Raw genomic sequence first — 16,590 nt, 5'->3', positions numbered from 1 at the left:
GATCGCAGCCTTCGGCAGCTCCTACAGGGGGTTGTGTCAGTTAGAACGAATCGCCCGGAACACGGACGTAACCTTCCATCAACACCCGCGCACTGCGGCTCATGATGGCTTTTTTCACGGTCCATTCACCGTTCACCTGGCTGGCCTCAGCCCCCACGCGCAAGGTGCCGGACGGATGCCCAAAGCGCACGGCATTGCGCTCAATACCGCCCGCGGCGAGGTTCACCAGCGTGCCGGAAATCGCCGCCGCCGTACCAATCGCCACCGCCGCCGTGCCCATCATTGCGTGGTGCAACTTGCCCATGGACAGCGCCCGCACCAACAGATCGACATCGCCCGCCGCAATCGCTTTGCCACTCGAAGAAATGTAGTCCGCAGGCTTGGCCACAAAGGCGACCTTAGGCGTGTGCTGACGCTTGGCCGCTTCGTCCAGGTCCTTGATCAGGCCCATGCGCAATGCGCCGTAAGCCCGAATGGTTTCAAACATCAGCAGCGCTTTCGGATCGCTGTTGATCGCGCCTTGCAGTTCGGTGCCGGTGTAACCGATGTCTTCGGCATTGACGAAAATCGTCGGAATACCGGCATTGATCATGGTCGCCTTGAAGGTTCCGACGCCGGGCACTTCGAGGTCATCGACCAGGTTCCCGGTAGGAAACATCGAACCACCGCCGCCCTCTTCTTCCGCTGCCGGATCCATGAATTCGACCTGCACTTCAGCGGCAGGAAAGGTCACGCCGTCGAGTTCGAAATCGCCGGTTTCCTGCACTTCACCATGGGTGATCGGCACGTGAGCGATGATGGTCTTGCCGATGTTGGCCTGCCACACGCGAACCACGGCAACGCCGTTCTGCGGGATGCGGCTGGCGTCCACCAGACCATTGCTGATGGCGAACGAACCGACCGCCGCCGACAGGTTGCCGCAGTTGCCGCTCCAATCGACGAACGGCTTGTCGATGGACACCTGGCCGAACAGGTAATCGACGTCGTGATCGGCCTTGATGCTTTTCGACAGGATCACGGTTTTGCTGGTGCTGGAGGTTGCGCCGCCCATGCCATCGATTTGCTTGTCATACGGGTCGGGGCTGCCGATCACGCGCAGCAACAACGCATCGCGAGCAGGCCCTGGAATCTGCGCCGCTTCGGGCAGGTCTTTCAGGCTGAAGAACACGCCTTTGCTGGTGCCGCCACGCATGTAGGTGGCGGCGATTTTAATTTGAGGTGCGTGAGCCATGGTGCTCCTTCAAAGCGGACACGGGACTCAACATCCCGTGTCCGCACGTCGTGATTTAGACGGCTACTGCCGATTCAAGGAAGTCCTGAGCGAAGCGTTGCAACACGCCGCCCGCCTCGTAGATCGACACTTCTTCGGCGGTGTCGAGGCGGCAGGTCACCGGCACTTCGACGCGTTCGCCGTTCTTGCGGTTGATCACCAGCGTCAGCTCGGCACGCGGAGTACGCTCACCGATCACGTCGTAGGTTTCGCTGCCGTCGATGGCCAGGGTGTGGCGGTCGGTGCCCGTTTTGAACTCCAGCGGCAACACGCCCATGCCCACCAGATTGGTGCGGTGAATGCGTTCGAAGCCTTCGGCTGCAATCGCTTCCACACCCGCCAGACGCACGCCTTTGGCTGCCCAGTCGCGGGACGAACCCTGACCGTAGTCGGCGCCAGCGATGATGATCAGCGGCTGCTTGCGTTCCATGTAGGTTTCGATGGCTTCCCACATGCGCATCACTTGGCCTTCCGGCTCGACGCGAGTCAGCGAACCCTGTTTGACCTTGCCGTTTTCCTGAACCATTTCATTGAACAGTTTCGGGTTGGCGAAGGTGGCGCGCTGCGCAGTCAGGTGGTCACCGCGGTGGGTCGCGTAAGAGTTGAAGTCCTCTTCCGGCAAGCCCATTTTCGCCAGGTATTCACCGGCGGCGCTGTCGAGCATGATCGCGTTCGACGGCGACAGGTGATCGGTGGTGATGTTGTCCGGCAGCACCGCCAGCGGGCGCATGCCCTTGAGCGGACGAGCCCCGGCCAGCGCGCCTTCCCAGTACGGCGGACGGCGGATATAGGTGCTCATCTCGCGCCAGTCGTACAGCGGCGTCACTTTCGGGCCGGTGTCTTCGTGGATGGCGAACATCGGAATGTAGACCTGACGGAACTGCTCCGGCTTGACCGACGCCTTGACCACTGCGTCGATTTCTTCGTCGCTCGGCCAGATGTCTTTCAGGCGGATTTCCTTGCCATCAACCACGCCCAGCACATCTTTTTCGATGTCGAAGCGGATGGTCCCGGCGATGGCGTAAGCCACGACCAATGGCGGCGAAGCGAGGAACGCGTTCTTGGCGTACGGGTGAATCCGGCCGTCGAAGTTGCGGTTGCCGGACAGCACAGCGGTGGCGTACAGGTCGCGGTCAATGATCTCTTGTTGGATCACCGGGTCCAACGCACCGGACATGCCGTTGCACGTTGTGCAAGCGAAGGCGACGATGCCGAAACCGAGTTGTTCCAGCTCAGTGGTCAGGCCGGCTTCGTCCAGGTACAGCGCCACGGTTTTCGAACCCGGCGCCAGGGACGATTTGACCCACGGCTTGCGGGTCAACCCGAGTTTGTTGGCATTGCGCGCCAGCAGGCCGGCGGCGATGACGTTGCGCGGGTTGCTGGTGTTGGTGCAACTGGTGATGGCGGCGATGATCACTGCGCCATCCGGCATCTGGCCGGGCACTTCGGTCCACTGACCGGAGATGCCTTGAGCCGCGAGGTCCGAGGTCGCAACGCGAGCGTGCGGGTTGCTCGGGCCGGCCATGTTGCGCACTACCGAGGACAGGTTGAAGGTCAACCCGCGCTCGTATTGCGCGCCTTTCAGGCTGTCAGCCCACAGGCCTGTGGTCTTGGCGTAGCTCTCGACCAACTGCACCTGCTCGTCTTCACGGCCGGTGAGTTTCAGGTAATCGATGGTCTGCTGGTCGATGTAGAACATCGCAGCAGTGGCGCCGTATTCCGGGGCCATGTTGGAAATGGTCGCACGGTCGCCGAGGGTCAGCGCAGAGGCGCCTTCGCCGAAGAACTCCAGCCACGCGCCGACGACTTTTTGCTGACGCAGGAACTCGGTCAGCGCCAGCACCATGTCGGTGGCGGTGATGCCCGGTTGCAGCTTGCCGGTCAGTTCAACGCCAACGCTTTCCGGCAGACGCATCCACGACGCGCGGCCGAGCATTACGCTTTCCGCTTCCAGACCGCCGACACCGATGGCGATCACGCCCAGTGCATCGACGTGCGGGGTGTGACTGTCGGTGCCCACGCAAGTATCGGGGAACGCCACGCCGTCGCGCACCTGGATCACCGGAGACATTTTCTCCAGGTTGATCTGGTGCATGATCCCGTTGCCCGGCGGAATCACATCAACGTTCTTGAAGGCCTTTTTGGTCCAGTTGATGAAGTGGAAACGGTCTTCGTTGCGACGGTCTTCGATGGCGCGGTTCTTCTCGAACGCTTCCGGATCGAAACCACCGCGCTCGACGGCCAGGGAGTGGTCGACAATCAATTGGGTCGGCACCACCGGGTTCACTTGCGCCGGGTCGCCACCTTGCAGGGCGATGGCGTCACGCAGGCCGGCGAGGTCGACCAGCGCGGTCTGGCCGAGAATGTCGTGGCACACCACACGAGCCGGGAACCATGGGAAGTCGAGGTCGCGTTTGCGCTCGATGAATTGCTTCAGGGATTCTGTGAGCGTGGCCGGGTCGCAGCGACGCACCAGGTTTTCCGCCAGCACGCGGGAGGTGTACGGCAGAGTGTCGTAGGCGCCGGGCTGGATGGCCTCGACAGCCGCGCGGACGTCGAAGTAATCCAGATGGCTGCCGGGCAGCGGTTTACGGAATTCAGTGTTCATCGTCAGGACTCGGTCACGGTAGTTTCAAAAGGTGGGGCCTGGCACCGGATTCGAAGCTCACACCTTCCACTGTGGGAGCGAGCCTGCTCGCGATAGCGATACATCAGTCGACATCAATGTTGAATGTCAGTCCGTCATCGCGAGCAGGCTCACTCCCACAAGGGCTTAGCGGTGTTTTCCTGCTCCGGGTCAGCTCACCATTCAGCGTTGTTCGATTGGCACGAACTTGCGCTGTTCGACGCCGACGTATTCGGCGCTCGGGCGGATGATGCGGTTGTTGGCACGTTGTTCGAACACGTGCGCCGCCCAGCCGGTCAGGCGCGAGCAGACGAAGATCGGTGTGAACAATTTGGTCGGGATGCCCATGAAGTGGTACGTCGACGCATGGTAGAAGTCGGCGTTCGGAAACAGCTTCTTCTGTTCCCACATGGTCTTGTCGATGGCTTCGGAAACCGGGAACAACACGGTGTCGCCCACTTCGTCAGCGAGTTTTTTCGACCAGCCCTTGATCACCTCGTTGCGCGGATCGTTGTCCTTATAGATCGCGTGGCCGAAGCCCATGATCTTGTCCTTGCGCTCGAGCATGCCGAGAGTGCCTTTGATCGCCTCTTCCGGCGAGCTGAAGCGCTCGATCATTTCCATCGCCGCTTCGTTGGCGCCGCCATGCAGCGGACCGCGCAGCGAGCCAATGGCCGCCGTGACGCAGGAATACATGTCCGACAGGGTCGAGGCGCAAACCCGTGCGGTGAACGTCGAGGCATTGAACTCGTGTTCCGCGTAGAGGATCAGCGAAACGTTCATCACTTTGACGTGCAACTCGCTCGGCTTCTTGTCGTGCAGCAGGTGCAGGAAGTGGCCGCCGATGGATTGTTCGTCGCTCACGCAGCTGATGCGTTTGCCGTCATGGCTGAAGCGATACCAGTAGCACATGATCGCCGGGAACGCGGCGAGCAAACGGTCGGTCACGTCGTGTTGTTCGGAGAAGTCTTTCTCCGGCTCGATGTTGCCCAGGAACGAGCAACCGGTGCGCATCACGTCCATCGGGTGGGCGTCGGCGGGGATGCGTTCCAGCACTTCTTTCAGTGCTTGCGGCAGGTCGCGCAGCTTGCTCAGTTTGCTGATGTAAGCGGCGAGTTGGGTTTTGGTCGGCAGTTCGCCGTAAAGCAGCAGGTAGGCCACTTCTTCGAATTGTGCGTCAGCCGCCAGTTCGCGAACGTCGTAGCCACGATAGGTCAGACCTGCGCCCGACTGGCCCACGGTGGACAGTGCGGTTTGCCCGGCAACCTGGCCACGGAGCCCGGCGCCACTGAGTACTTTTGCTTCGGCCATTGCTGTCTCCAATCTTGAATTTGTTAGGGAATCGGCAAGTTGTGATTCATCAGGTCTTTTGAGTGTTGCCGAAAAGATCGCAGCCTTCGGCAGCTCCTACATCGACCGCGTTCGACAACAACCCTGTAGGAGCTGTCGAGTGAAACGAGGCTGCGATCTCTTGATCTTCATTTTTTAGCAGCGAACAACGCATCGAGCTTCTGCTCGAAGGTGTGGTAGTCGATGCGATCGTAAAGCTCCATGCGGGTCTGCATGGTGTCGATGACGTTCTGTTGCGTGCCGTCGCGGCGGATCGCGGTGTAGACGTTTTCCGCGGCTTTGTTCATCGCGCGGAACGCCGACAGCGGATACAACACCAGCGACACATCAGCAGCGGCAAGCTGCTCGGTGGTGTACAGCGGCGTCGCGCCGAATTCGGTGATGTTGGCCAGGATCGGCGCTTTCACGCGGTTGGCGAACAGCTTGTACATGTCCAGTTCGGTGATGGCTTCCGGGAAAATCATGTCGGCGCCAGCCTCGATGCACGCCGCGGCACGATCCAGTGCAGATTCCAGACCTTCCACCGCGAGGGCGTCGGTACGGGCCATGATCACGAAGCTGTCATCGGTGCGCGCATCAACAGCAGCCTTGATGCGGTCGACCATTTCCTGCAGGGACACGATCTCTTTATTAGGACGGTGACCGCAACGCTTGGCGCCGACCTGATCCTCGATGTGAATCGCCGCCGCGCCGAACTTGATCATCGACTTGACGGTGCGCGCGACGTTGAACGCCGAGGAACCGAAACCGGTGTCCACGTCCACCAGCAGCGGCAGGTCGCAGACGTCAGTGATGCGACGCACGTCGGTCAGCACGTCGTCCAGGCCGGTGATGCCCAGGTCCGGCACGCCGAGGGAGCCTGCAGCCACCCCGCCACCCGACAGATAAATAGCCTTGAAACCGGCGCGCTTGGCCAGCAGCGCGTGATTGGCGTTGATCGCGCCGACCACTTGCAGCGGATGTTCGCTGGCGACCGCATCGCGGAAACGCTGGCCTGGAGTGCTCTTGTTGGAACTCATGACTCACCTCGTTCAGTGACTGTCTGGTTAGCGCCGTCCTGGTAGTGACGGGCGATATTGCGTTTGGAGGCGCCGATATGACGGCGCATCAACAACTCGGCTAGCTCACCGTCACGGTCGGCGATGGCGTCGAGAATTCGGTGGTGCTCGGCAAAGGCCTGACGCGGACGATTGGGCGTGGTGGAAAACTGGATGCGGTACATGCGCACCAGTTGATAGAGCTCGCCGCAAAGCATCTGCGTCAGGGTGCGGTTGCCGCTGCCCTGGATGATTCGGTAATGGAAGTCGAAATCGCCTTCCTGCTGGTAGTAGCCGACACCGGCCTGAAACGCCGCATCGCGCTCATGGGTTTCGAGGACCCGGCGCAGTTCGTCGATTTCTTCGAGGGTCATGCGCTCGGCCGCCAGACGGCAAGCCATGCCTTCGAGGGATTCGCGGATTTCGTAGAGTTCCAGCAGCTCGGCGTGGCTCAACGAAACCACCCGCGCCCCGACGTGCGGCACGCGAACCAGCAGGCGCTGGCCTTCCAGACGGTGGATCGCCTCACGCAACGGCCCGCGGCTGATGCCATAGGTGCGCGCCAGTTCCGGCTCGGAGATCTTGCTGCCCGGGGCGATCTCGCCCTTGACGATGGCCGCCTGAATGCGCCGGAAGACGTTCTCGGACAGTGTCTCCGAATCGTCTTGGGCAATGACCGGGGGATCGAGTTGATCCAGCATATTGTCGACACCTTGAAAGCTGATGCCGCAAAAACTAGCGAATACAGACCTTTTAGTCAAAGGATAATTAGGTATTGTCGACAATCATCTAATAACCGACTGCACCAGAACGACGCAGCCCTTCTGTTTATAGCCGCCTCCCGGCGGTGGCGCCATAAAACCACCGTGCTAGAATGCCGGCCGCATTTGTTTGTGACATCTGCACTGCTTGTCATAAACAGTTGATAGGCATACGAGGGAGCTTGCGCAGCGATGCCAGGGCCTTGAATCGAAGTACGGACCGCTGCGCACCAGGATTTATGAGACTCAAGCCCTTCCCCACCTTCCTTTATCTTCTTTGCCTGCCCGGTTTCGCCGCGGCGGGGGAAAAGACTGTTTACGGCCTCAACGAGTACGCCGCCCTGGACGGCATCGACCTGGAAGTCGCCGCCAAACTCGACACCGGGGCGAAAACCGCGTCCCTGAGCGCCCGTGACATCAAACGCTTCAAACGCAATGGCGAATCCTGGGTGCGCTTCTATCTGGCGATCGACGCTGCGCACTCGCACCCGATCGAACGGCCACTGGCCCGCGTCAGCAAGATCAAGCGCCGGGCCGGCGACTACGACCCGGAAGAAGGCAAGAAGTACACCGCCCGTCCGGTGATCGAGCTGAATATCTGCATGGGTTCGGCTTTACGCAGCATCGAAGTGAACTTGACCGACCGTAGCGCCTTCCAATATCCGCTCCTGATCGGCTCCGAAGCGCTGAAACGCTTCGATGCGCTGGTCGACCCCAGTCTTAAATACGCTGCTGGCAAACCCGCCTGCGCCACCGACGTTCATACCGCAGAGTAATTCCAATGCGCTCTCTTACCCTTCACCTGAAATTCCTGATCGCCATCCTGGTGGTGCTGGGTATTTCAGTCACGGCCTATCAGATCTTCGTGCTCGGCATCCCCGTGACCGAAGACGCCACCGACGACTTGTGGAACATCGACGCCAAAGTCGAGTTCGTCGCCAGTACCAAGGACCCGGTCAAGATCCAGATGTTCGTGCCGCCGCTGAGCCGCGATTACGTCAGCCTCAACGAGAGCTTCATCTCCAATAACTACGGCGTGGCCGTGAACCGTGTCGACGGCAACCGCAAAGTCACCTGGTCGGCACGTCGGGCCAAGGGCAATCAGACCCTTTATTACCGCCTGGTGCTGACCAAGCGCTACACCGGTGAAAAATCCAAGATCAAAGGCCCTACCTTCCGCGACAGCATCGCCGTCGAAGGCGCAGAAAAAGTCGCCGCCGAAGCCCTGCTCGCGCCGATTCGTCAGCACTCGGCCGACGTCGAAACCTTCATCGGCGAAGCCATCAAGCGTGTCAACAATCTTAACGACGACAACGTGAAACTGTTGCTGGGCGGCGATCCGTCCCCCGGGCACAAGGCGAAAATCGTCGAATTGGTGCTGTCCATCGCGCACGTGCCGGTGGAAAAGGTCCACACCATTCGTCTGGTGGCCGACCAGCCGCAAATGCCGGAACTGTGGCTGCGCAGTTTCAACGGCACCGACTGGCTGTACTTCAACCCGGAAACCGGTGAACAGGGCCTGCCGACCGACCGCCTGCTGTGGTGGACCGGCGACGAAAACCTGATCACCGTCGATGGCGGCAAGAAGGCCAACGTGACTTTCAGCCTGAACAACAGCGAAATGAACGCGATTCGCCTGGCCAAGCTGACCGACGAAAACACCGACGCCAACTTCCTCGAATACTCGCTGTACGGCCTGCCGCTGCAAACCCAGCAGACGTTCATGATCATGGTGATGATCCCGATCGGTGTGCTGGTGATCCTGATCCTGCGCAACCTGATCGGCATTCAGACCCTCGGCACCTTTACGCCGGTGCTGATCGCGCTGGCGTTCCGGGAAACCCAGCTCGGCTTCGGTATTGTGCTGTTTACGATCATCACGGCGCTGGGCCTGTCGCTGCGCTCCTACCTTGAACACTTGAAGCTGCAAATGCTGCCGAGGCTGTCGGTGGTGCTGACCTTCGTAGTGGTGCTGATCGCGGCGATCAGCCTGCTCAGCCATAAACTCGGCCTGGAACGCGGGCTGTCGGTGGCGCTGTTCCCGATGGTGATTCTGACCATGACCATCGAACGCCTGTCGATTACGTGGGAAGAACGCGGTTCGGGCCACGCTATGAAAGTGGCGATCGGTACGCTGTTCGCCGCGTCGCTGGCGCACCTGATCATGAGCGTTCCGGAACTGGTTTACTTCGTGTTCACCTTCCCCGCGATCCTGTTGATCCTGGTGGGCTTCATGCTGGCGATGGGTCGTTATCGCGGCTACCGCCTGACCGAACTGGTGCGTTTCAAGGCTTTCCTGAAGAAGGCTGACGCCTGATGTTCGGCTTCTGGAAGACCTGGAAGGCCCTGGAAGCCCGGGGCATCATGGGGATCAATCGGCGTAACGCGGACTACGTGCTCAAGTACAACAAGCGCAGTCTGTACCCGATTGTGGATGACAAAATCATCACCAAGGAACGCGCCATCGCCGCCGGCATTCATGTGCCGGAACTGTATGGCGTGATTTCCACCGAGAAAGAAATCGACAACCTCAACGACATCATCGGCGGGCGCAACGATTTCGTGATCAAACCGGCCCAGGGTGCGGGCGGTGACGGCATCATTGTGGTGGCCGACCGGTTCGAGGGGCGCTATCGCACAGTGTCCGGCAAGATCGTCGACCATGAGGAACTCGAGCACCATATCTCCAGCATCCTGACCGGCCTCTACTCATTGGGCGGTCACCGGGATCGGGCGCTGATCGAGTACCGCGTGACCCCGGACCAGATCTTCAAGAGCATCAGCTACGAAGGCGTGCCGGACATTCGGATCATCGTGCTGATGGGCTATCCGGTGATGGCCATGCTGCGGCTGCCAACCCGTCAGTCCGGCGGCAAGGCCAACCTGCACCAGGGGGCTATCGGCGTTGGTGTCGACCTCGCCACTGGCCTGACACTGCGTGGCACCTGGCTGAACAACATCATCAACAAACACCCGGACACCACCAACGCGGTCGATGGCGTGCAACTGCCCTACTGGGACGGTTTCATGAAACTTGCCGCGGGCTGCTATGAGCTGTGCGGACTGGGTTACATCGGTGTCGACATGGTGCTGGACCAGGAGAAAGGTCCGCTGATTCTTGAGCTCAATGCCCGGCCAGGGCTGAACATTCAGATTGCCAATGATTGCGGGCTGACGTTGCGCACCCATGCGGTCGAGGCGCGACTGGAAGAGTTGAAGGCTCGCGGGGTTGTTGAGACGGTGCAGGAACGGGTTGAGTTTGTTCAGGAAATGTTTGGGCATATTCCTGCGGTTGAAGGCTGAAATCCACCCCTCACCCTAACCCTCCCGAAACGCCGGACCGCCCAGAGGTAGAGGGGACTGACCGAGGTGTTCTTGGAGCTGCGTCGACCTGAAAGCCCGAGCCGAACTCAGGTTTTGAAAAGCCCCCAATCTGCTCCCTTTCCCCCTCTCCCCACTGGGGAGAGGGCTGGGGTGAGGGGTGGCTTTTGAATCCGACACGAATCCTGAACCTCCACCAACCTGCCAATCCCCGACATCCCCTCTAGGAGCAATTCCCCGAGAAGACTACAATCGCCACCCCGCCTCGATGGCTGATCTGCCCCGCCCATGTTGACCTGTTCCGTACACCCGCTCCCCTATTGCGCCAACCCCGCCGAGTACTTTGCGGCGATTCGTCATGCCCCCGGTGCCGTGCTGCTCGACAGTGGTCGACCAACCGCCGATCGCGGTCGCTACGACTTGCTCAGTGCCTGGCCACTGGAGCAAATAGCAGTATTGCCTGCCGAAAGTGGCAGCGATTTCCTGCAACGCCTTCGCGACAATCTGACACGACTCGGTGAAGCGACGGTATCTGTTGACCTGCCCTTCGCGGGAGGCTTAATCGGCTACCTCAGCTACGACTTCGGTCGGCATCTGGAAAACCTGCCCAGTCAGGCGCAGGACGATCTGCAACTGCCCGACGCACGTTTCGGGTTGTATGACTGGGCGCTGATTACCGATCACCAACTGAGTACAAGTCAGTTGGTCTTCCACCCGTCGCTGATCGATAGCGAACGTCAGCGCCTGATCTCACTGTTCAGTGAGCCTTCGGTTGAAGTGGTCGAACCTTTCACATTGAAAGCCCCGATGAAGGCCGACCTGAGCACTGACGAATATCGCCACGCGCTCGAACGCATTCAGCAGTACATCCAGGCCGGCGACTGTTACCAGGTCAATTTCGCCCAGCGTTTCCGCGCTCAGTGCCAGGGCGATCCTTGGGCCGCGTATTGCGCGCTGCGAGCGGCGTGCCCGACGCCGTTTTCCGGTTTTCAGAGCCTGCCCGACGGCGGCGCGGTATTGAGCCTGTCGCCAGAACGTTTCGTCAAAGTCAGCGAACGCCATGTGGAAACCCGCCCGATCAAAGGCACCCGCCCTCGCGGACTGACCGCTGCCGAAGATGCGGCAAACGCCGCCGAACTGCTGGCCAGCCCCAAGGACCGCGCAGAAAACCTGATGATCGTCGACTTGCTGCGCAATGACCTCGGCCGCACTTGTCGTATCGGCTCGGTGCGAGTGCCGGAGTTGTTCAGCCTGGAAAGCTATCCGAACGTGCATCACCTGGTGAGCAGCGTCACTGGAGAACTGGCGGATGACCGGGACGCGCTGGACCTGATCGCCGGCAGCTTCCCTGGCGGCTCGATTACCGGTGCGCCGAAAATTCGCGCGATGCAGATCATCGACGAACTGGAGCCGACGCGTCGCGGGTTGTACTGCGGGTCTTTGCTGTATCTGGATGTGCGCGGCGAGATGGACAGCTCCATCGCGATTCGCAGTTTGCTGGTCAAGGATGGGCAGGTGTGTTGCTGGGGCGGTGGCGGGATCGTCGCAGATTCCGAGTGGCAGTCCGAGTATCAGGAATCGATTACCAAGGTGAAGGTGTTGCTCGATACCTTGCAGAACCTTTAAAAGCATCGTCGGAACGCCGCCCGGAGCAAGCTCGCTCCCACAGGCGATCACCGAACCCTGTGGGAGCGAGCTTGCTCGCGATGACGTCCTCCCAGACGACTACAAACTCAACGCCCGATTCGAAGCCTTGATGAATTCCTGCTTCAGCTCTTCAAAGCTGTGCACCGCCGGGAACTGCGGAAACTCGCGAATCACATTGTCTGGCGCATGGAACAGAATCCCCGCATCCGCCTCGCCCAGCATCGTGGTGTCGTTGTAGGAATCCCCCGCCGCGATCACCCGATAGTAAAGGCTCTTGAAGGCCAAAACCGACTGGCGCTTGGGATCTTTCTGACGCAATTGATAGCTCGTCACCCGCCCGGAATCGTCAGTAATCAGACGATGGCAGAGCAAGGTCGGGAAACCCAGTTGACGCATCAGCGGCTGGGAGAACTCGTAGAACGTGTCCGACAGAATCACCACCTGAAAGCGCTCACGCAGCCAGTTGACGAACTCGATGGCACCGTCCAGCGGCTTGAGCGTGGCGATCACTTCCTGGATGTCAGTGAGTTTCAAGCCGTGCTCGTCGAGAATCCGCAGACGCTGCTTCATCAGCACGTCGTAGTCGGGGATGTCCCGGGTGGTAGCCCTGAGGGATTCGATCCCGGTTTTTTCGGCGAAGGCGATCCAGATTTCCGGAACCAGTACACCTTCAAGATCCAGACAGGCAATTTCCACAAGACACTCCCATTTGTATTGATTATTGAGTCGAGCGAGCCAAAAGACTGCCGAACTCTAGCGATTCAGGCTGACCGGTGCAACGCATAGGGCGCGCCAGTCGCTGCAGGATTTTGTTACCATCTGGCCTATATAGAGCGCCCAGCGCCACCGACCTGTAGGAAGCCGCCCTGATGAGCCCAACGTTCGACGTCGTGGAACTCGCCACGACCTATGCCAACAAATCCGCCCAGGACATCCTGAAACTCGCGTTCGCCGAGTTTGGCGATGACCTGTGGATATCTTTCAGCGGCGCCGAAGACGTGGTGCTGGTGGACATGGCCTGGAAGCTGAACAAGAACGTCAAAGTGTTCAGCCTCGACACTGGCCGCTTGCACCCCGAGACCTACCGCTTCATCGATCAGGTGCGCGAGCACTACAAGATCGACATCGAACTGGTGTCGCCGGACTACACCAAGCTCGAACCTTTCGTGAAGGAAAAAGGCCTGTTCAGTTTCTACAAGGACGGCCATGGCGAATGCTGCGGCATCCGCAAGATCGAGCCACTGCGCCGCAAGTTGTCCGGCGTCACCGCCTGGGCCACCGGCCAGCGTCGGGACCAGAGCCCCGGCACCCGCAGCGCCGTCGCCGTGCTGGAAATCGACACCGCGTTCTCCACCCCGGAACGCACCCTGTACAAGTTCAACCCGCTGGCGCAAATGACCAGCGAAGAGATCTGGGGTTACATCCGCATGCTGGAGCTGCCGTACAACAGCCTGCACGAACGCGGGTTCATCAGCATCGGCTGCGAGCCCTGCACCCGTCCGGTGTTGCCGAACCAGCACGAGCGCGAAGGTCGTTGGTGGTGGGAAGAAGCGACGCAGAAAGAATGCGGTCTGCATGCGGGCAACATCATCAGCAAATCCAAGGCATAACGTCCCGCCTTGTGAGATCCAAATGTGGGAGCGGGCTTGCTCGCGAAAGCGGACTGACATTCAGCATAGATGTCGAATGTGAAGGCCTCTTCGCGAGCAAGCCCGCTCCCACAGGTTCAATGATCGGCTCCAAAAATGTGTACACACGAATGTCACCATAGGTGCCATTTGTGTGTGCACTTTTTATTTTAGCGCCCCAAAAAGTTACACGCCCCTGCCCTGACTTCCTCAGTCGACGTTTTCTGCAAATCCCGCTGAAAAATAAATACCTGTTCAAACAGTCAATTTTTATCGCCTTTATTTCAGTCACTTATCACTTATCGATAACGAAACGAAATTAGCGTCAGATTTCATAGATCGCTGACTGGCATGGATCTGGCTTAAGTGCATACATGTTTTGTATACAATCACATCAAAACATAAACACACTTTAGATCCGCAAGCCTGAAGCGCCCTATCCCGTACAGGCTGCAGATGCCCCGTAACCAATGATGCTGACTGCCCGCGACGAAGATTTGTCGAGCCAACGCTCATGCACAGTCATCGCGACGCCAAGCTCGGAGCCTGCCGGAATGCGTACTAGCCTCTCCAATAACAACATCGCGCTGGATCTGCCCTCCTTCCCACCGACTTCAACCCCTCACGACCAAACGTTTCAAGAACCTGTCGTACTCAGCCCTCGCCTGCACAACAAGGACCTGGCGCCGACCAAGGCCGAAGGTCGACGCTGGGGCCGCTACAGCATCTTTGCCCTGTGGACAAACGACGTTCACAACATCGCCAATTATTCATTCGCCATCGGGCTGTATGCCCTCGGACTGGGCGGCTGGCAAATCCTGCTGTCCCTGGGGATCGGCGCGGCGTTGGTGTATAGCTTCATGAACCTCTCCGGTTACATGGGGCAGAAGACCGGCGTGCCGTTTCCTGTCATCAGCCGGATCAGTTTCGGCATTCACGGGGCGCAGATTCCTGCATTGATCCGTGCCGTTATCGCCATCGCCTGGTTCGGGATTCAGACCTACCTCGCCTCGGTGGTCTTTCGGGTACTGCTGACAGCGGTTCATCCGGGCTTCGCCGACTACGACCACAATTCGATCCTCGGCCTATCGAGCCTGGGCTGGGTGTGCTTCGTGGCGATCTGGTTCGTGCAACTGGCGATTCTCGCCTACGGCATGGAGATGGTGCGGCGCTACGAGGCGTTCGCTGGGCCGGTGATTCTGCTGACCGTCGCCGCCCTCGCCGGGTGGATGTACTTTCAGGCCAACGCGACCATCGCCTGGTCGATCCGCGAACCGCTGACCGGCGGCGAGATGTGGCGCAACATCTTTGCCGGCGGTGCGTTGTGGCTGTCGATCTACGGCACGCTGATCCTCAACTTCTGCGACTTCGCTCGCTCGTCACCGTGCCGCAAGACCATCAAGGTCGGCAATTTCTGGGGCCTGCCGGTGAATATTCTGGTGTTCGCCAGCATCACCGTCCTGCTCTGCGGCGCGCAATTTCAGATCAATGGCCGGATCATCGAAAGCCCGACCGAGATCATCGCCTCGATTCCCAACACCTTCTTTCTGGTGCTCGGCTGCCTGGCGTTCCTGATCGTCACCGTGGCGGTGAACATCATGGCCAACTTCGTCGCCCCGGCCTTCGTGCTGAGCAACCTGGCGCCCAAATACCTGACGTTCCGCCGCGCCGGCCTGATCAGCGCGACCATTGCAGTACTGATCCTGCCGTGGAACCTCTACAACAGCCCGCTGGTGATCGTGTATTTCCTGTCCGGCCTCGGCGCCCTGCTCGGCCCGTTGTACGGCGTGATCATGGTCGACTACTGGCTCGTACGAAAAGGTCAGGTCAACGTGCCGCAGTTGTACAGCGAAGATCCTAACGGCGCTTATTACTACAGCCGCGGAGTCAATTTACGCGCCGTCGCGGCGTTCATTCCTGCCGCACTGATCGCCATCGTCCTGGCGCTGGTACCGGGCTTCGACAGCGTATCGCCCTTCTCCTGGCTGATTGGGGCCGGGATTGCCGGGATGCTCTACCTGATCATCGCCAAACGGCAGCCCCATTACGCAGACGTCAGCGGTGAAGCCATCGCCGTCGATAACGTCAGCCATTAATCCCTTGGCGGCCCAGCACCCTCGGGCCGCAGAACCACCCGCTATAAGGACTTCACATGCGAATTCTCGTGGTCAACGTCAACACCACCGAATCCATCACCCAGGCCATCGCACGTTCGGCTCAGTCCGTGGCCGCGCCGGGCACGGAAATCATCGGCCTGACGCCCTACTTCGGTGCTGACTCCATTGAAGGCAATTTCGAAAGCTATCTGGCCGCCATCGCGGTGATGGATCGGGTGATGGCTTACGACCAACCCTTCGACGCCGTGATCCAGGCCGGTTACGGCGAACACGGCCGCGAAGGTTTGCAGGAGTTGCTCAACGTGCCGGTGGTGGACATCACCGATGCGGCGGCCAGCACCGCCATGTTCCTCGGCCATGCCTACTCGGTGGTCACCACGCTGGACCGCACCGTGCCGCTGATCGAGGATCGCCTCAAACTGTCCGGACTCTGGGACCGCTGCGCGTCGGTGCGGGCCAGTGGTTTGGCGGTGCTGGAACTGGAATCCGATCCTGAGCGTGCGCTGGAGGCAATTATTCGCCAGGCGGAATTGGCCGTGCTGGAAGACAAGGCCGAGGTAATTTGCCTGGGCTGCGGCGGCATGGCCGGGCTGGATGAACAGATTCGCCGGCGCACTGGCGTGCCGGTGGTGGATGGTGTGACGGCGGCGGTGACGATTGCCGAGTCGTTGGTGCGGTTGGGCTTGTCGACGTCCAAAGTGCGGACTTATGCGACCCCGCGGCCGAAGAAAATTATTGGCTGGCCCGGGCGTTTCGGCAGGTAGAGCGCGTCATCGTTAATCGCGAGCAAGCTCGCTCCCACAATGGGTCTGTGTCGTTCACAAAATCCAATG

The 16,590-nt window shown here is 59.9% G+C and carries 13 protein-coding genes; 7 read left to right on the top strand and 6 right to left on the bottom strand.

Features of this window, described 5'->3' with window-relative positions:
* Positions 1-40: 40 nt before the first annotated feature.
* The 5 genes from prpF to ACMXYJ_RS11000 all read right to left on the bottom strand — a co-directional run bounded on the left by prpF (position 41) and on the right by ACMXYJ_RS11000 (position 6,981).
* Positions 41-1,231: a 2-methylaconitate cis-trans isomerase PrpF gene (gene prpF, locus ACMXYJ_RS11020; protein WP_415759831.1), complete on the bottom strand. Its 1,191-nt coding sequence runs from the start codon at positions 1,229-1,231 to the stop codon at positions 41-43.
* A 55-nt stretch (positions 1,232-1,286) separates the two neighbouring features.
* Positions 1,287-3,878: a Fe/S-dependent 2-methylisocitrate dehydratase AcnD gene (gene acnD, locus ACMXYJ_RS11015; protein ID WP_415759830.1), complete on the bottom strand. Its 2,592-nt coding sequence runs from the start codon at positions 3,876-3,878 to the stop codon at positions 1,287-1,289.
* Positions 3,879-4,079: 201 nt separating this feature from the next.
* Positions 4,080-5,207 (bottom strand): bifunctional 2-methylcitrate synthase/citrate synthase, encoded by a 1,128-nt coding sequence (gene prpC, locus ACMXYJ_RS11010; RefSeq protein WP_095128807.1) that lies wholly within the window; start codon positions 5,205-5,207, stop codon positions 4,080-4,082.
* Positions 5,208-5,374: 167 nt separating this feature from the next.
* A complete protein-coding gene (gene prpB, locus ACMXYJ_RS11005) occupies positions 5,375-6,265 on the bottom strand; it encodes a methylisocitrate lyase (protein ID WP_010456549.1) in 891 nt (296 codons plus the stop codon).
* The gene (locus tag ACMXYJ_RS11000; protein WP_415760708.1) at positions 6,262-6,981 is read right to left on the bottom strand and encodes a GntR family transcriptional regulator; all 720 of its coding nucleotides are present in this window, start codon (positions 6,979-6,981) and stop codon (positions 6,262-6,264) included. Before ACMXYJ_RS11000 ends, prpB begins: the two co-directional genes overlap by 4 nt.
* Positions 6,982-7,283: 302 nt before the next feature.
* Here ACMXYJ_RS11000 and ACMXYJ_RS10995 point away from each other — a divergent pair, with 302 nt between their 5' ends.
* The 4 genes from ACMXYJ_RS10995 to pabB all read left to right on the top strand — a co-directional run bounded on the left by ACMXYJ_RS10995 (position 7,284) and on the right by pabB (position 11,991).
* On the top strand, positions 7,284-7,820 hold the full coding sequence (locus ACMXYJ_RS10995; protein WP_415759829.1) for an ATP-dependent zinc protease family protein: 537 nt from the start codon (positions 7,284-7,286) through the stop codon (positions 7,818-7,820).
* Positions 7,821-7,825: 5 nt separating this feature from the next.
* Positions 7,826-9,361 carry an inactive transglutaminase family protein gene (locus ACMXYJ_RS10990; protein ID WP_415759827.1) on the top strand — a complete coding sequence of 512 codons (1,536 nt, stop codon included), beginning with the start codon at positions 7,826-7,828 and terminating at the stop codon, positions 9,359-9,361.
* A complete protein-coding gene (locus ACMXYJ_RS10985; protein ID WP_415759826.1) occupies positions 9,361-10,347 on the top strand; it encodes an alpha-L-glutamate ligase-like protein in 987 nt (328 codons plus the stop codon). Before ACMXYJ_RS10990 ends, ACMXYJ_RS10985 begins: the two co-directional genes overlap by 1 nt.
* A 306-nt stretch (positions 10,348-10,653) precedes the next feature.
* Positions 10,654-11,991 carry an aminodeoxychorismate synthase component I gene (pabB, locus tag ACMXYJ_RS10980; RefSeq protein ID WP_415759824.1) on the top strand — a complete coding sequence of 446 codons (1,338 nt, stop codon included), beginning with the start codon at positions 10,654-10,656 and terminating at the stop codon, positions 11,989-11,991.
* Positions 11,992-12,090: 99 nt separating this feature from the next.
* On the opposite strand, the gene thrH is transcribed toward pabB, so the two are convergent.
* Positions 12,091-12,708 carry a bifunctional phosphoserine phosphatase/homoserine phosphotransferase ThrH gene (gene thrH / locus ACMXYJ_RS10975; protein ID WP_056744191.1) on the bottom strand — a complete coding sequence of 206 codons (618 nt, stop codon included), beginning with the start codon at positions 12,706-12,708 and terminating at the stop codon, positions 12,091-12,093.
* A gap of 173 nt (positions 12,709-12,881) precedes the next feature.
* On the opposite strand from thrH, the gene ACMXYJ_RS10970 reads away from it, so the two are divergent.
* The 3 genes from ACMXYJ_RS10970 (at position 12,882) to ACMXYJ_RS10960 (ending at position 16,521) form a co-directional block, all read left to right on the top strand.
* Positions 12,882-13,622 carry a phosphoadenylyl-sulfate reductase gene (locus ACMXYJ_RS10970; RefSeq protein WP_008027340.1) on the top strand — a complete coding sequence of 247 codons (741 nt, stop codon included), beginning with the start codon at positions 12,882-12,884 and terminating at the stop codon, positions 13,620-13,622.
* Positions 13,623-14,194: 572 nt separating this feature from the next.
* Positions 14,195-15,736, top strand: a complete 1,542-nt coding sequence (locus ACMXYJ_RS10965) for an NCS1 family nucleobase:cation symporter-1 (RefSeq protein ID WP_415759822.1) — start codon at positions 14,195-14,197, stop codon at positions 15,734-15,736.
* A gap of 56 nt (positions 15,737-15,792) precedes the next feature.
* A complete protein-coding gene (locus ACMXYJ_RS10960) occupies positions 15,793-16,521 on the top strand; it encodes an aspartate/glutamate racemase family protein (protein ID WP_033055712.1) in 729 nt (242 codons plus the stop codon).
* Positions 16,522-16,590 lie beyond the last annotated feature (69 nt).

The sequence above is a fragment of the Pseudomonas arabinosi genome (assembly GCF_047758675.1).
Taxonomy (GTDB): domain Bacteria; phylum Pseudomonadota; class Gammaproteobacteria; order Pseudomonadales; family Pseudomonadaceae; genus Aquipseudomonas; species Aquipseudomonas arabinosi.
The sequence above is the reverse complement of the archived record's forward strand: the minus strand, read 5'-3'. Positions and strand labels throughout refer to the sequence as shown.

Bases quoted from the DNA above. Each gene is read 5' to 3' on its own strand.
- prpF (WP_415759831.1), bottom strand. From the start codon at position 1,231: ATGGCTCACGCACCTCAAATTAAAATCGCCGCCACCTACATGCGTGGC.
- acnD (WP_415759830.1), bottom strand. From the start codon at position 3,878: ATGAACACTGAATTCCGTAAACCGCTGCCCGGCAGCCATCTGGATTAC.
- prpC (WP_095128807.1), bottom strand. From the start codon at position 5,207: ATGGCCGAAGCAAAAGTACTCAGTGGCGCCGGGCTCCGTGGCCAGGTT.
- prpB (WP_010456549.1), bottom strand. From the start codon at position 6,265: ATGAGTTCCAACAAGAGCACTCCAGGCCAGCGTTTCCGCGATGCGGTC.
- ACMXYJ_RS10995 (WP_415759829.1), top strand. From the start codon at position 7,284: ATGAGACTCAAGCCCTTCCCCACCTTCCTTTATCTTCTTTGCCTGCCC.
- ACMXYJ_RS10990 (WP_415759827.1), top strand. From the start codon at position 7,826: ATGCGCTCTCTTACCCTTCACCTGAAATTCCTGATCGCCATCCTGGTG.
- ACMXYJ_RS10985 (WP_415759826.1), top strand. From the start codon at position 9,361: ATGTTCGGCTTCTGGAAGACCTGGAAGGCCCTGGAAGCCCGGGGCATC.
- pabB (WP_415759824.1), top strand. From the start codon at position 10,654: ATGTTGACCTGTTCCGTACACCCGCTCCCCTATTGCGCCAACCCCGCC.
- ACMXYJ_RS10970 (WP_008027340.1), top strand. From the start codon at position 12,882: ATGAGCCCAACGTTCGACGTCGTGGAACTCGCCACGACCTATGCCAAC.
- ACMXYJ_RS10965 (WP_415759822.1), top strand. From the start codon at position 14,195: ATGCGTACTAGCCTCTCCAATAACAACATCGCGCTGGATCTGCCCTCC.
- ACMXYJ_RS10960 (WP_033055712.1), top strand. From the start codon at position 15,793: ATGCGAATTCTCGTGGTCAACGTCAACACCACCGAATCCATCACCCAG.